The 15,600-nt window shown below is 45.5% G+C and carries 15 protein-coding genes; 5 read left to right on the top strand and 10 right to left on the bottom strand.

Annotation, left to right across the window (positions count from 1 at the left end):
- Positions 1-780, top strand: a 780-nt coding sequence (locus ACFQ2O_RS13290) for a hypothetical protein (protein WP_377528389.1), incomplete at its 5' end; no start/stop codon positions are given.
- 6 nt (positions 781-786) lie between these two features.
- Entirely contained in the window at positions 787-1,209 is a 423-nt protein-coding gene (locus ACFQ2O_RS13285; protein ID WP_377528387.1) for a hypothetical protein, read from the top strand.
- A gap of 57 nt (positions 1,210-1,266) precedes the next feature.
- Here the strand turns inward: ACFQ2O_RS13285 and ACFQ2O_RS13280 are convergent, their stop codons facing one another.
- From ACFQ2O_RS13280 to ACFQ2O_RS13265, 4 genes are all read right to left on the bottom strand, one after another.
- Positions 1,267-2,076, bottom strand: coding sequence for a purine-nucleoside phosphorylase (locus tag ACFQ2O_RS13280; protein ID WP_377528385.1), 810 nt, complete (start codon positions 2,074-2,076; stop codon positions 1,267-1,269).
- Positions 2,077-2,355: 279 nt separating this feature from the next.
- Complete coding sequence (gene sppA / locus ACFQ2O_RS13275) at positions 2,356-4,119, bottom strand: signal peptide peptidase SppA (RefSeq protein ID WP_377528383.1); 1,764 nt, start codon at positions 4,117-4,119, stop codon at positions 2,356-2,358.
- A 277-nt stretch (positions 4,120-4,396) separates the two neighbouring features.
- The gene (locus ACFQ2O_RS13270; RefSeq protein WP_377528381.1) at positions 4,397-5,665 is read right to left on the bottom strand and encodes a replication-associated recombination protein A; all 1,269 of its coding nucleotides are present in this window, start codon (positions 5,663-5,665) and stop codon (positions 4,397-4,399) included.
- Between the two features lie 158 nt (positions 5,666-5,823).
- Positions 5,824-6,984 carry an AI-2E family transporter gene (locus tag ACFQ2O_RS13265; protein ID WP_377528379.1) on the bottom strand — a complete coding sequence of 387 codons (1,161 nt, stop codon included), beginning with the start codon at positions 6,982-6,984 and terminating at the stop codon, positions 5,824-5,826.
- Positions 6,985-7,187: 203 nt separating this feature from the next.
- Between ACFQ2O_RS13265 and ACFQ2O_RS13260 the strand changes: the two genes are divergently transcribed.
- The 3 genes from ACFQ2O_RS13260 to ACFQ2O_RS13250 all read left to right on the top strand — a co-directional run bounded on the left by ACFQ2O_RS13260 (position 7,188) and on the right by ACFQ2O_RS13250 (position 10,029).
- Positions 7,188-8,174: an aldo/keto reductase gene (locus ACFQ2O_RS13260; RefSeq protein WP_377528377.1), complete on the top strand. Its 987-nt coding sequence runs from the start codon at positions 7,188-7,190 to the stop codon at positions 8,172-8,174.
- Positions 8,175-8,285: 111 nt separating this feature from the next.
- Positions 8,286-8,999, top strand: a complete 714-nt coding sequence (locus ACFQ2O_RS13255; RefSeq protein WP_377528375.1) for a dienelactone hydrolase family protein — start codon at positions 8,286-8,288, stop codon at positions 8,997-8,999.
- Positions 9,000-9,114: 115 nt separating this feature from the next.
- The gene (locus tag ACFQ2O_RS13250) at positions 9,115-10,029 is read left to right on the top strand and encodes a DMT family transporter (protein WP_377528373.1); all 915 of its coding nucleotides are present in this window, start codon (positions 9,115-9,117) and stop codon (positions 10,027-10,029) included.
- A gap of 320 nt (positions 10,030-10,349) precedes the next feature.
- Here ACFQ2O_RS13250 and ACFQ2O_RS13245 read toward each other — a convergent pair whose 3' ends face one another.
- The 6 genes from ACFQ2O_RS13245 to ACFQ2O_RS13220 all read right to left on the bottom strand — a co-directional run.
- The gene (locus ACFQ2O_RS13245) at positions 10,350-11,699 is read right to left on the bottom strand and encodes a DEAD/DEAH box helicase (RefSeq protein WP_377528371.1); all 1,350 of its coding nucleotides are present in this window, start codon (positions 11,697-11,699) and stop codon (positions 10,350-10,352) included.
- Positions 11,700-12,005: 306 nt separating this feature from the next.
- Positions 12,006-12,986 carry a YpdA family putative bacillithiol disulfide reductase gene (locus ACFQ2O_RS13240; protein ID WP_377528369.1) on the bottom strand — a complete coding sequence of 327 codons (981 nt, stop codon included), beginning with the start codon at positions 12,984-12,986 and terminating at the stop codon, positions 12,006-12,008.
- 76 nt (positions 12,987-13,062) lie between these two features.
- Positions 13,063-13,584, bottom strand: a complete 522-nt coding sequence (locus ACFQ2O_RS13235; protein ID WP_377528367.1) for a GNAT family N-acetyltransferase — start codon at positions 13,582-13,584, stop codon at positions 13,063-13,065.
- Between the two features lie 149 nt (positions 13,585-13,733).
- A complete protein-coding gene (locus ACFQ2O_RS13230) occupies positions 13,734-14,114 on the bottom strand; it encodes a response regulator (RefSeq protein ID WP_377528365.1) in 381 nt (126 codons plus the stop codon).
- Positions 14,115-14,124: 10 nt separating this feature from the next.
- Positions 14,125-14,988 carry a hypothetical protein gene (locus ACFQ2O_RS13225; protein WP_377528363.1) on the bottom strand — a complete coding sequence of 288 codons (864 nt, stop codon included), beginning with the start codon at positions 14,986-14,988 and terminating at the stop codon, positions 14,125-14,127.
- Between the two features lie 13 nt (positions 14,989-15,001).
- On the bottom strand, positions 15,002-15,600 hold a 599-nt coding region (locus ACFQ2O_RS13220), incomplete at its 5' end, for a carboxymuconolactone decarboxylase family protein (protein ID WP_377528361.1).

Here is a 15,600-nt window from a genome sequence, read left to right as displayed (position 1 = left end):
ATGAAAACACCTTATTTTTTTATGGAAGCCCCTCCTTTTACGCCTCCTCCCTCTATACTGGATACTATAAAAAACCTCTGGAAATTCACACTGCGTCCTGCTCCTATCAAACGAGAGCATAACGTGGTAGAAGTGAAACTCCCGCTTATATTTCAGATTTTGCTGATCGAACTGGTCGTGCTCACAGTGCTGTTGCTATTGCTCAGCTATCTTTATAAGGCAATGGGACTTCAGGTGCAGGGGAAAGAACAGGTATGGGCATTGGTTGTTAACAAGCCTTTTCTGTTGTTGTTCGTCACGTTTGTGCTGTTTGCGCCTTTAAAAGAAGAAATTGTGTTTCGCTTGCCTCTTGAATACTCTGGTGTTTTTTTGGTAGCGGCACTTGCAACTTTCCTTTTCCATTATGGTCCGGCTTTAATTATTAGAACCCAAACCAGCCTGCCTGCGCTACTGGTTATACTAGCTTCGATAACTGCGTTCGTAGTAGCTTTTTTTAAATCAAAAAAGTTGAAAGGAATACTTAGTCGCCTCTGGACAAATCACTTTACGATAGTGTTCTATTTCTTTACGCTCCTGTTTGCAGGTATGCACCTGCTCAACTACCAGGACCTAAACCTACCCCTATACATGCTGCCATTGCAGGTATTACCACAATTTGTAGGGGGTATTTTTTTAGGCTATACCCGCCTCCGCCTTGGTTTTGGCTGGTGTGTAGGCCAGCATATGTTCAACAATGCCGTGGCTCTCTTCCTTCTATATGGATACTTGATATCTAACTAACATTTTATGAAACAACTTATCCTTCTGCTTTTAATGGTTGCCTTAGCGGCTTTACCTGGCTTTGCACAGGTAAACACGTCGTATCACCAATCAAGTATTCCTTTCATTGCAGTGGGCTACGAGTTTGAACGTTTTGCACCCGAACTTCGATTCAGCACAGATGTATATACCGGCTCTAACTTTAGTTTAGAAGCTGTGCTCCCTTACAAATTTCTTCGGAAGGAGGACTACTACTTGGATGCAGGCTTAGGGGTTCGTGCTGGCGAATTTGACGGGCTGGTTATACCTGTAGGTCTGAGTGTGTTTCCATTTGAGAAAAAGCAGTTCGGCTTTCATACAGAGGTGGCCTTGCTAGGTAGCTTTGGATCAAGTCTGGATCCTATATTCCGGGGGAGCTGGGGCATTACGTTCCGGTTTTCAGAAAGGTAGAAAATACAGGGGCCGCACCTATCGCTGGTACGGCCCCTGTATATTTTTTTACTTAACTTAGCTGCGGCGGATAAGCTCGCGTATCAGCGCCGTCATGCGTGGCTCGGCAATGGCAGCAGCCTCTAGTATGTCAGAGAGCTTCACTTTTTTAAGTCTATCCGGAGTACACATATCGGTAATAACCGAAACAGCAAAAACCGGCATAGCCATGTGGCGGGCAGCAATAACTTCCGGCACCGTAGACATGCCTACTGCATCAGCACCAATTACGCTCAGGTACCTGTATTCTGCCGGTGTTTCCAGCATCGGGCCAGGCACACTTACATATACCCCTTCCTGTAGCTTTATACCAAGATCCTCTCCTATCACCATCGCTTCACGCACCAAGTGCTCGTCATACACATCACTCATGTCTGGGAAGCGAGGCCCAAGCTCATCCAGGTTTCTACCTATTAGCGGGTTGCTTGGCTGCAAATTAATGTGATCTGTAATAACCATCAGATCGCTGGTATCAAACCCCGGATTTAAACCACCGGCTGCGTTAGAAACAATCAGTTTCTGTACTCCCAGCAGTTTCATCACCCGCACCGGAAAAACAACCTGCTCCATGCTGTATCCTTCGTAGTAGTGGAAACGCCCCTGCATTACAACAACCGGTTTATCAGCCAGCAAGCCGAATATCAATTTACCTGAGTGGCTTTCTACGGTAGAAACCGGGAAGTTAGGAATCTCATCATACGGGATGGTGTACTTTATTTCCAGATCGTTTACCAGGGCTCCTAAGCCAGTGCCAAGTATAATTCCGAACGCTGGCGCAAAATCTGTTATGCGCTGCTGTATGTAACTGGTAGACTCTTGTAGTTGCATATTTATAATGTTTGAATTTTGAATAACTGAAATGAGTGAATTTTAAACGGGCAATTCAGGTAACCTGCCAATTGAAGTATAGCAAAGGTTGTTCAAGCGGCTTAACCCAAAATTCACGTGCGGCAAAGTTGCGAAAAATAGCTAAGCCATAAAACAAAAACCGCTTTCAGGCATAATACCCAAAAACGGTTTTTTATAGCTGTAGATTTTTGACTGATTCACTCAATCACTCATCCACTCATTCAAAACGTAGTTATTCAATTATTCAAAATTGGATGACTACTGCACTACCAAGTCAAAAGGCATACGCGCCTGCGCACCCTTTATGTTTGATGCTTTTTGATATAATTTATAGTATGGGTAAAGCTCGCCCATTTCAGCTTTTATACTTTGCTCTTTTGCCTGAGCGCTCATACCTCCTAAAAACTCTTCCATAAAGGTTTTACGGGCAGGAAGTTCTTTTAAGCGGTAATCATCCTGGATTCCTGCTTTCTTAGCAGCAATGGCAATGGCTTCTTCCAATCCGCCAAATACATCTACCAGCTTACGCTCTTTGGCCTCAGCACCTGACCACACACGGCCAGAAGCATACTCTTTCAGCTGGTCCTGACTCATGCCTCTGCCCTGTGCTGCTTTGCTGGTAAAGGTGTCATAAATCTGGTTGATCTGGTTCTGCATGATTTCTTTCTCCTGCTCTGTCATAGGGCGGGTGATGGTGGGCATATCAGCAAACTTACCTGTACTTACGTGGTCTACCGTGATGCCAAGTTTCTCATTCAGGAATCCCTGTACATTCGGAATAACACCAAATACGCCAATGCTGCCGGTAATGGTGTTCGGGTGTGCCACAATGGTATCGCAGCCCATGGCAATATAATAACCACCTGAAGCAGCCACATCAGACATAGAGGCAATAACAGGCTTTACTTTTTTGGTAAGCTGAACCTCGCGCCAGATCACGTCAGATGCCAGGGCACTACCACCCGGAGAACTGATTCGCAACACAACGGCTTTTACGTTCTCATCAAGGCGCGCCTTACGGATTGCCTCTGCAAATCGGTTGCCTCCAATATTGCCATCATCACCTTCACCGTCTACAATGTCACCCTCTGCATAAATCAAGGCAATGCGGTTTTTAGAAGTGCTTACCTCTATATTATCTTTTACTTTTTTATACTTTGATAGCTCTACTAATTTCAGTTTGTCTGTCTCCTCAATACCCACTTTTTCTCTGATGTAAGTAAGCGCTTCATCGTAATAGCCGATATCTGTGATTAGCTTAAATTTCTTGGCATCTTCTGGGTTGCGCACCAGCAAGTTATCCTGCACATTTTTAAGCTCCTGCGTAGAAATACCACGTGATTTAGCTATTTGCTGTAACTGGTAGTTGTTAATAGAGTTCAGGAAAGAGTTAAGCTGCTCACGGTTAGCCTCACTGGCTTTCTCCAGAAAGAAGGGCTCTACAGCACTTTTGTAGGTACCTACCTTAAAGATCTGCGCTTCAATGTTCAGTTTATCCAGCAGGCGTTTAAAAAATATCAACTCAGAACTCATACCGTTAAACTCTACCGTTCCCATCGGGTTCAGGTAAATGCGGTCAGCCACAGATGCCAGGTAATACGCTTTTTCCGTCGAGAGGTCAGTATAGGACACCACAAACTTACCAGACTTTTTGAAGTCAATCAGTTCGTTTCGGATCTCCTCCAGCTTTGCCATTCCGGCATCCACAAAGGTCATGTTCAGGAAAATGCCTTCTACGTTATCATCGCTCTTAGCTCGGCGTATGGCAGCCTTTATTTCATCTAAGCCATCGGTACTGGATAACCCTCCAAACGAAAATCCAATTTCAGCCAAAGGGTCTTTGGGGTCCCGCTCTGTAATCGGTTTATTAAACTTAAGCTCAAGCACAGAATTTTCGGCTACGCTCACTTCATCGCTAGATGATGCACTGGCAGCTATTCCTATTAAGAGCAGAATGCTGATAAAAAAGAATACGAGAAGGCCAACTATAGTTGCTAACACGTATTTGAGGAAATTTAGCATGTTTTGTAGGGTTTGAAAATGCTTATAAACCAGAGCTTACTACAGCACTGTACCTTTAATAATCAAATTTAATACGTAAAGTTCATCTGCTTCTCCCCTTCTCGACCAACCTCTGTTTTTCCTAGACAAAACTTAGAGAGTGCTGAGTTCTGCGTCTCGAGTTCTGAAGCAACAGCTCATAAATCAAGGTTGAGTTATCGCTTTCAATAACTTCAACACATCACGAACATTTCCAAAGGCCCCATTTAACTCAAGACTCAGCACCCGATACTCTGAACTAATAGTTATACTTTTTGCCCCACTGCGTCTGCAGTTGCTTGCGCATCTCGTTTTCGCGGGCTGTGTTTCCGGGCTGGAATAGGGAACGCTGGCTAAGCTCCTGTGGCATAAACTCCTGTTGCACAAAATTACCTTCGTAATCATGGGCATACTTGTAGTTATTGCCGTAGCCAATCTCCTTCATCAGCTTGGTGGGTGCGTTACGAATATGCAAAGGCACCGGCAGGTTACCAGTCTGCTGCACCACAGCCCTGGCCTGCTTGATGGCTTTGTACGAGGCATTGCTTTTAGGAGATGTTGCCAGGTAAATAGTACACTGCGAAAGTATAATCTCTGCTTCCGGATAGCCAATCATCTGCACTGCCTGAAAGCAGGAGGTAGCCATGAGCAGCGCATTGGAATTAGCCAGGCCGATGTCTTCAGATGCAGCAATAAGTAACCTACGGGCAATAAATTTCGGATCTTCGCCGCCTTCTATCATACGCGCCAGCCAGTATACGGCAGCATTGGGATCAGAACCGCGGATGGACTTGATGTAGGCAGAAACCAGGTCATAATGCATTTCACCGGATTTATCGTACATCACGATATTTTGCTGCGCCACCTGCTGCACCAGTTCGTTCTTCACCACTACCTCATCGCCTTTTACACCTTCGGCCACTATCTCCAGCAGGTTCAGTAGCTTTCGGGCATCTCCGCCTGAGATGGTTAGCAGAGCTTCATACTCCTCTACCCGCACGTTGCGGTGGCGCATCCATTCATCCTGTTCCAGTGCCTTGTCCACCAGCTCAATCAGCTCGTCTTTGGTGAGGTGCTTCAGTATGTACACCTGACAGCGCGACAGCAAAGCCGAGATCACCTCAAAAGAAGGGTTTTCGGTTGTGGCGCCCACCAGTGTGACTGTTCCTTTCTCTACGGCACCTAGCAAGGCATCCTGCTGCGACTTGTTAAAACGGTGAATTTCATCTATAAACAAGACCGTTCCCTGCCTTTTCTTTGCCTGCTCTATTACCTCCCGTATGTCTTTTACGCCTGAGTTAATAGCACTCAAAGCTACAAAAGGCACTTTCATCTGGTTAGCTATAATGTTAGCCAACGTTGTTTTACCTACTCCTGGAGGTCCCCATAAAATCATACTTGGTATCACGCCACCTTCTATATAGCGGCGCAGAATACCTGTAGGGCCTACCAGGTGTTTTTGTCCATAATATTGATCAAGGTTGTGCGGCCGCATGCGTTCGGCCAAAGGTATGTTTGGGTGAATCATTTGCTCTGTTTATACTTGCTCCGAAACCGGATAAAGACAAATTTACGAAATTGAAGCCAAAGAGGTAAGTATAAGCTTTACACAGGGGCAGGTGCGCTAGCCCTCTCCTTAAAACAGGAAAGATTAAGCACCTTCCTTGTACCACAGGTTAATCTTTCTCAGCTCTTATGCTCCGATTCATCTGTTGATTCTATGTTGTTTTCCCGCTCCAGTTGCTGATCCACCTTCTGGTTATCTTTGCGTAAAGCGGGCTCTACCATCGGGCTTTCAGAAGGGCGCTCATCACCAAACAGAATACCCCATTGCTTAAAGTTTTGTGTTCTGTCGAAAATGATTTTTAACACGGCTATGATCGGCAACGACAGGAACATACCAATCACGCCTGCTATCTCGCCTGCCACTATCACGCCCACAATCGAAGCCAGGGCATTGATTTTGACTTTTGAACCTACAATGCGAGGCATCAGGATATTATTATCCAGGAACTGAACTGCGGCAATAACGCCTAACACTGTAACAATTGGCCATAGTTCTGAAGAAGAGGCAAGCGTGATCAAGACACCGATGATGTTACCCAGCAAAGCGCCCACGTAAGGTATCAGGTTCAGGAAGGCAAAGATCACCCCAATCAGCAGTGCATGTTTAATGCCGATGATCATCAGGATACCGCCTAATAAAACGGTGATATAAGTTATCTGAATCAACAAACCGAAAAGGTAACTTTTGATGATAACTTCCATCTCGCGCATGGCACCTTCTACCTTTTCATGCATATCTCTTGAAAACCAGAAAAACACAAATCGTAGCAGAAGGTTCTTGTAGAACAGCAGCAGGAAGATGTATATCGGCACCAAACCCAGAAACACAAAAATGCCTGTAATAGAAAGTGCCGCACCACTGAGCATATTACCGGCATAGCCTAAAATTCTACTGCTTTGCTCACTGATAAAGCTTGTCTGCTCAGCGGTAGACAGCGGAGAAATATCTTCGACCCATGCGCTTAAGGTGCGTAGATGTTTCGTTACATTTTCTTGTATGGTAGGAAAGTCAGATACCAGGCTTGCAATCTGATAAGAAAAAAACCAGATGATCAAACCCAGTGCCAGTACCAGTGCCAGCAGACTTATACCGATGGAAAGGGCATCGGGAAATTTATACTTCCTGAAAAACCTGTAGAGAGGCAGCAGCATGATGCTCAAGAAGAAAGCCATCAACAAAGGAGCTAGTATCCCTTTGCCTAAAACAATTAACCATCCTAAGAAGAAAATACCCATTATTTCAATAGATCTTCTGACGGTTAAAGGCATTTTATTTATCATATTTTAAATAGTATTATAGCTTTGATCTGCCTGTATACGGTTCAAAAGCAAAATAACCTACCAGTAAGATAAAAAGATATAGGTAGCAGGTGGCTCACCACCAGACAAGATGCAGCCACAGGAGCAACTACAAGGGGGCAAGGCAAGTAAAAGATAACTTGTGATGATGCATTCTGTTAATCCATCAATAACTACAGCTAATTATGAAATACAGAAAATTAGGCAATACAGGCGAACTGCTTTCTGCTATCGGGCTTGGCTGTATGGGCATGAGCCAGGCTTATGGTACGCGCAACGACGACGAATCACTGGCTACACTGCACTTGGCACTTGACCTAGGCATCAACTTCTGGGATACGGCTGATGTATACGGTCCACATCATAACGAAGAGCTACTTGCAAAGGTGCTTGCGCCTAACCGGGATAAGATATTTATAGCCACTAAGTTCGGCTTTACCCGCGACCAAAGCGGTAACCTGGCTTTTAATGGTTCACCGGCTTACATGCGACAGGCAGTGGAAGGCAGTTTGAAGCGGCTGAACGTGGAGGTGATAGACTTATACTATGCCCACCGCATTGACCCGAATATACCTGTAGAGGAGATGGCAGGCGCAATGGCCGACCTGGTGCAAGAGGGCAAGGTGCGATATATCGGCTTGTCTGAAGCATCTCCTGCCTCCATACGCAAAGCACATACCGTTCACCCGATTGCTGCCGTACAGTCTGAGTATTCACTCCTTACCCGCGATGTGGAGCAGGAAGTACTCCCACTTTGTAAAGAGTTAGGAATTGGATTTATACCTTTCAGCCCACTGGTAAGGGGTTTGGTAACGAACACTGTAGATATGCAACAGCTGCCAGATGATGATATGCGCAAATCTTTACCCCGTTTTCATGAGGAACACCTGGATAACAACCAGCAATTGGCAAAGGAATTTGCAGCGTTTGCCGGCATCAAAAGCTGCACTCCTGCACAATTGGCACTGGCCTGGGTACTGGCACAGGGAGAAAACATTATCCCGATACCCGGTACTAAAAGGAGAAAGTACTTACAGGAAAATGTGGAGGCAGTAGACGTGCATTTAACTTCCGCTGACTTGGAAGGTATTGAAAACCTGCTGGCAAAATACCCCAATACCGGTAACCGCTATAATGAAGCAGCTATGAAAATGGTAGATCGCTCCATTTAACAAGTAACTACTGCTCGCTTGCGGTAACATAAACTAACGTGCCTCCTCAGTAGCTAAAGAAGCAGGACAAATGAAACCCATATCTCAACTTTTTATACTTGATCTTTCATCATGGATAACCATACTTTTATAACACTTTCGGTTGCTGACGGCTCTGAAATGGGTGCTTATATTGCCATGCCCGATGAGCAGACACCTATGCCCGGCATTATCTTATTGCAGGAAGCTTTTGGCGTGAACAGCCATATACGTGATGTGGCAGAGCGCCTTGCACAGGAAGGTTACGTGGTGATCGCGCCTGAACTGTTCCATCGCACTGCCCCCAGTGGTTATGAAGGGCCTTACGATAACTTCGCTGCTGTAGCCCCACATTACCAAGCCATCACAAAAGAAGGTTTAACTGCAGATTTGCAGACTTGCTATAAATGGCTTCAGGAACAAGCGTTTGTGCAGTCTGATAAAATTGGCAGCATCGGCTTTTGCCTGGGCGGCAGGGTTTCTTTTCTTGCTAATGCGGTGCTCCCTCTTTCAGCAGCAGTATCCTATTACGGCGGCGGCATACCTGCCTTGCTAGATGAAGCGGTTAACCTAAAGGCGCCTCACCTTTTCTTCTGGGGAGGTCAGGATACCCATATTCCACAGGAACAGGTGCAAAGCATTATAGAGGCGGTAGAAGCAGCAGGCAAAGCATATCTGAATGTGGTGATTTCTTATGCAGACCACGGCTTCCATTGCGATCAGCGCAGCAGTTACAACCCGGATGCTGCAAAAGAGGCTTGGGCTATGACTTTGGCATACTTTGAGAACAAGCTAAAACAGGCTTAAATTAACTTTACTTCAAAGCTACTCAACATTTTGCCAGCAGAGCAACTACTGATCACCACAAAACCAATACGTGTAGCAACATAAGTTTCAAAATGAAACAAGCTACCTTTACGCTATGAACAAACAAGTACAGGTGCATGCGTCGCTTTTTCTGGTGGCGTTAATTTATGGGAGTAACTATAGTATAGCCAAAGAGGTAATGCCTGCCTATGTGGGTCCTTTTGGATTAATTGTGATACGCGTGGTGTCGGCAGCATTGTTCTTCGGTATTTTCGCCCGCTTTGTAACCAAAGAGAAAATTGTTGGCAGGGCAGACAACATGCGGGTTATACTTTGTGGCGTGGCAGGTATAGCCGTAAACCAGTTGTGTTTTTTTAGTGGCCTTAACTTAACGGCCCCAATCAATGCAGCTTTGCTACAGGTTACGGTACCGATTGTAGTGCTTATATTCTCAGCCATACTTTTGCACGAGCGTGTTGGCAAACGTAAAGTAACAGGAATTCTAATTGCCTGTCTCGGTGCTTTTCTGCTGATTTATACTTCGCGTGGCGAGAGCGCCAGTGGTAACTTACTTGGTGACCTGCTCATTATCCTAAACGCCACTTCTTTTGGTTTATACCTGGTGCTAGTGAAACCGCTGATGCAACGCTACCAAACCATCACCATTGTGAGCCGCATCTTTACAGTAGGTGCCGTACTTGTGCTGCCCTTCGGCTTCTCGCAGTTGCTGACACCAACTTACAGTTCTTTTCCTGTTTCTATCTGGGCTGCCATACTTTTTATGGTGCTTGGAGTCACCATTGTCGCATACCTGCTTAATACCTGGGCACTCCGTTATGCCAGTCCATCTTTAGTAGGCGCCTACATTTACCTACAACCTGTTATGGCCATACTTATAGCCGTTGGCCTTGGAAAAGATGTTTTTACATGGCAGAAAGGATTATATGCGTTGTTAATTTTTGCAGGTGTATACTTAGTAAGCAGAGCGAAACAGCGGGTAAGGGAGGAGCAGAAGGTTAATTTTGAGTAATTGGCTCATTAGGTTCCTAGCCTGTGACTCCTGTTATGGCGTAAGCGTCCGCTTGTGCCCTGCATAAACCATGTTGACTTTATACTATCCCAAGTCATAAACGGGTGGATGCACAGAGCATCTGAAGCTGTGGCAGCAATTAATATCTTTTAAACTCAAACAGGTATTTGCTGGAGCTACGCCCGGTGTGAAGTCTGGCGGATGCAGCTATCCAAAAAAAATCCTTAATATCCTTTCCTCCTCCTGCAAATCCTGATTTACAAAAAAAGGTCCTGCCGATTTATCACCGGCAGGACCTTTCACTTTCTGCTGAAGCAGTTTTATGCATTTGACTTAGCAAAGCGACTACGGTTTTCACCACGTGGTGCACCGCTACGGTTGCCCTGGCTGCTGCCGCCTCCATTACGTGGGCCACCAGCTGGTCTGCTTCCGCTGCTACCTCCACTTGCTGGACGTCTGCCAGCACCGCTTCTTTTCTGCTGCTTTTGTTGCTTCACCGTACTAGCTGCCTCTGCAAAATCTTTGGCAGTAAGCGGGTACGGATGGTTATCAATAACAGGAACAGACTTAGAGATCAGTTTCTGTATACTTGCCAGGTATGGCGTCTCTTCTGCATCGCAGAAAGATAGCGCTATACCGCTTGCGCCTGCTCTACCTGTACGACCAATGCGGTGTACATAAGTTTCCGGCTCGTTTGGCAGTTCGTAGTTAATCACATGGCTCAGGTCGTCAACATCAATACCACGCGCGGCAATATCTGTAGCAACCAAAACACGCGTCTGGCTTTTCTTGAAGTTATCAAGGGCACGAACACGCGCATTCTGTGACTTGTTACCATGTATGGCTTCTGCCTGCACACCAGCTTTGCTGATGTCGCGAGCTACTCTATCAGCACCGTGTTTAGTACGGGTAAATACAAGCGCACGGTCAATAGAACCGTCCTTCAACAAGTGAAGCAACAGGTTTTTCTTGTCGTTCTTTTTAACGTAGTATACCGCCTGCTTAATGGTATTGGCTGTAGATGATACCGGGGTTACCTCCACCTGCGATGGGTTTACCAAAATAGTGTTGGCCAGCTTCAGGATTTCAGGTGCCATCGTAGCCGAGAAGAACAGCGATTGCTTTTTCTCTGGCAATACTTTCAGCACTTTGCGCACATCGTTCACAAAACCCATGTCCAGCATACGGTCAGCCTCATCCAGCACAAACATTTCAATGCTGTTCAGGTGAACGTATTTCTGCGCCATCAGGTCAAGCAAACGACCTGGCGTAGCTACCAGAATATCAATGCCGGCACGCAAAGCATCTGTTTGCGCACGCTGCGACACACCACCGAAAACAACCGTGTGCTTTAAGCCTGTGTGCTTCCCGTAAGAGGCAAGACTGTCGGCAATTTGCAGAGCCAACTCACGTGTTGGTGTGAGGATCAGTGCCTTTATTTTGCGACCGCCTCTCTGATCGCTGTTCTGCTGCTGCTCGTGCAGCAATTGCAGAATTGGAATAGAGAATGCAGCTGTTTTACCTGTACCCGTCTGAGCACAACCTAAAAGGTCTTTCTTCTGAAGTATAAGCGGAATTGACTTTTCTTGGATGGGTGTTGGGTTGGTGTATCCTTCTGTTTTAAGAGCTTTTAGGATTGGCTCAATCAAATTAAGATTTTCGAATGTCATTCAATGGTTTTTCAAATAAAAACCGCGCAACACCTTGTGCGTTGCATTAGCGGTAAGGTGGCCGGAATCTGATATGATGATGTCTGTAGTAGAGAAGTATCCTATCGACATCCTGGGCCATTCCCGACCTGTATTAATGTATCAACCTTAAAAAAGCAAGTATAGTTCTATAAGGGTTGATAACAATGCAAGCTACAAAGGTATACTTATACTTTGGCCTATCCTAACAAAGCAAAATTTATACTTCGGAGCATGTGTATCCCCCTCCTATATGCTACACGATTTTGCTCTAAGCACTTGAAAAGGTTACACGCGTTCCGTTTGTTCTTCCTGCACAATGTCTTTGATGATCTTAACGGCATGCTCCCGTGAGTTCTCGATAAACCATACATGCGTATCCATACCGCCACAAATTACACCAGCCAGGTATACGTTAGGCAGGTTTGTTTCCATGGTTTCAGGGTGGTACTGTGGGTAGCGTTTTTCGTCTTCTGTTAGCTTTATGCCAATCTTCTCCAGAAAGCTGAAATCAGGTTGATAACCGGTCATGGCAATTACAAAGTCGTTTTTCAGCGTTACCTTTCCTTCCGGTGTCTGAATCTCAACTTCCCCTTCCCGCACTTCTGTTAAACTAGCGTTGAAGTAAGCTTTGATTTCTCCTGCCTTGATACGGTTTTCCAAGTCAGGTTTAGTCCAGTATTTTATACTTCCCAGCTCCGGCTGGCGAATCACCATGGTTACCTCGGCTCCCTTGCGCCAGGTTTCCAGGGCAGCATCAGCGGCAGAGTTATTAGCGCCTACCACTACTACCTTCTGACGATAATAGTAATGGGGGTCAAAATAATAGTGACGCACCTTGGGCAGGTTCTCACCCGGCACATGAAGCAGGTTTGGAATGCCGTAAAAACCTACGGCCACCACCACATGGCGTGTAAAATAAGTACCTTTGTCTGTACTTAGTTTATATACTTCATCAGCTGACTCCAGGTGGTTCACCTGCTCAAAAAGGTTGATGTTCAACTCGAACGTATCAGCTACTCGGCGGTAGTATTCCATGGCCTCGGCACGCGTAGGCTTGGCATGAATGGAAGGGAAAGGGATGCCCCCGATCTCCAGCCTGTCGGAGGTGGAGAAGAAAGTCATGTTGAGCGGGTAATTATAGATGGAGTTTACCAGGCAGCCTTTCTCCACTATCAGGTAACTTTGCCCTGCTTTCTGCGCCTCAATGCCTGCTGCTAACCCGATGGGACCTGCGCCAATAATAATGATGTCGTATGTTGTATTCAAAGTAATGTCTTTTTCAGTTATCTGAAGTAGAACATGATGTACGACAACAAAGTTTTTGAGGTATAACCTGCGGCGCTTATAGCTCCATTTTCAACACATACATGCCACGGTACTCTGGCTTCATTTGTTCAAATTCCAGTTGGGCGGAGCCACATTTCACAAAGCCGTTCTTTTCATAAAAATCTACAGAGCGGCTGCTGTCCATGGCCTTCAGCCAGATTACCTTTTTGTTCAGTTCTTCAGCAATGGTCTTTGTGAACTTTACGGCTTCCGTACCGATGCCTTTGCCAGAAGCTGCCTTTGTCAGGTAGATGCGCTCCAGTTCCAGTGCTTCTTCTGCTGTATACTGCTCGTAAGGCTTATTCAGGTTGAGCTTCAGGAAACCTACAAGTTTATCACTGTTATAAACGAAGTAAAATGAGGTATTCGGGTCACTAAGCTCTTTTTTTAAAGCTGCATCACTAAAGCTACGATCAATGTACCACATGCCACCGTCAAACCACAAGTATAAATAATGATCTCCGTAGGAGTTGATGGCAATGTCTTGTAAAGTATGGAGGTCTGCTACTGTGCAGGGTATAAACCGGGTATCACTCATTAGGTTTCTTCATTAATACGAGCCTTAAAAGCATTTAAATCTCGTTGGCTTATAATACAACTTGCACAGTGCCTCTTTTGTAGCATATTACCACTACATCGGGTACTGTGCAAGTGTCGTTTGTCAAATTACAGTGTTTGCTGAGTCACTTATTCCACTTCGGAAACAAGCTCGCCATGCTGTAATATTTTTTCCAGCAGTTCTTCCTCCACAGGCTTTACCAGAAACTGCACCACATTGCCATACTCCATCGAGCGCTGCCTGTCCAGCTCACTGGTTGATGAGGTAAGGATATAGACTTTCTGCTTGATGTTCTGCTCTTTCATTTTATCCAGAAAAGCCCATCCATCCATGATCGGCATATTAAGGTCCAGAAAGACCACATCCGGGGCAATTTCATCAAGCGATGCAAAAGCCCGTACCGGATCTGTAAAATCATGGACAGAAAATGAGGGGTTTACATTCTTAATAGAAGTGACCATAATGAAGTTGAATATCTCCATGTCATCGACTAAAACTATTTTTTTCATCTGCCTCTTCTTATACTTGTACTTGTAATTCTTTTAAATCAGCTGTAGACTTTTCGATAACATCTTTTAGTGTTTCGTCTAAATCCTGTGCTGATGTCTTCAACCTTGGTAATATTTCGCTCGTTATCTGCTCCAGCGACCATGTCCGCATATCCAGTACATTGATGAGGCCCAAAATTCGTGTTAGCGGCTCCCGCACGTTATGCGCATTTTGAACTGACACTTCCAGCAGTCTGGCATTTTTAGCAGCCACTTCCTGCGTTCGCTCTATGATTACCTCCTGTTGATAATCCATAATAGAGGAAATAACTAAGTTCTGCTCGTTAATAGTATGGAGTGCGTCCTTTAGCTGAATATTATTTTGATCCAGCTCTCGCAACAGGCACAGCTCAAATAATTTTGCCTCCAGGCTTTCAGCCACCAGCTTTAGAAATGCTATATCCTTGCGAGTAAAAAATTTGCTTCTGCCTGAAAGTACCGATACCACAATATGCCGGTCTGCATCGTTTTGTATTAACCACCCCCACAACTCCCCCTCCTCTTCAGCAGGCAGCGTGTAGGCAGCTGGCAACGCCAGCTCATGTAAGCTGTTCCAATACCTGGGCGTGTGCTCTGCTATCAGATCAAGTTCAAAAGGATAATAAGCTGGTGCATTTCCTTCTACCAGCTCTGCTCCTGTGGCAGATACCTGCAAATGCAGGTATAAATCGCCTCTTTTATAACTGGCCCTAAACGTGTGGAAGTTGAACAGGTACTTAAGGTTTACCTGAAAGCAATCTGCTACAGCCTGTAAAGAGCGACAGCGAACAAGCTGGTTGGAAAATCGTGAGAACGCCTCATAAGTAATCCTGAGAATCTGGTTTTCCACGGCCATGCCAGTATGTAGGTTAGAACTCAGCCTCTGCTAGTTCGTTATCCAGTTTAATACCAGACACAGTCGCGATGGTGTTCAGCATATTCACTAAATCTGCCTGTGCCATCAGTTCCTGCACCTCCGCATCCGTAAAGCCTTCCTGCTTCAGATCCTGAAAATCCTCGTCAGTCAGCTCCTCACTATAAAGTGCCGCTTTAGTTACCAGGCGTATAGCCGTTTTGTAGCTATTAGGCAGCAACGAAGACTCCAGGTCTGTGGCTCTGTAGTTTTCATCAGAGCTGATTATCTTGCTCATGCTATCAGCAAATATACCGTGCGCTTTAGCACAGTAGTCGCAGCCGCGCAAGTTAGACACGTTGTAAATAATGAGCTGCTTCAGCACATTCGGAACCTCCCCCTCAATCAAAGTGGACTTTAGCTTTGCCCAGTTGCCACGTAAAAGTATGGCATTCTGCCCCTGGCATTTAAACCAGTTAAGCACAAAAGGCAACTGCAGAGCTTGCATTGCCTCGTCATATACAGCTTTCACCTCCGCGCTGGCTTCGTTATATTCCACCAGTTGGTAACGGGCTTTTGCAGGTGCTGTAGTAGTATTGTTCATATATATATTAC

This window comes from Pontibacter rugosus (assembly GCF_042678745.1).
Taxonomy (GTDB): domain Bacteria; phylum Bacteroidota; class Bacteroidia; order Cytophagales; family Hymenobacteraceae; genus Pontibacter; species Pontibacter rugosus.
This window is presented reverse-complemented; position numbering and strand designations above follow the sequence as displayed.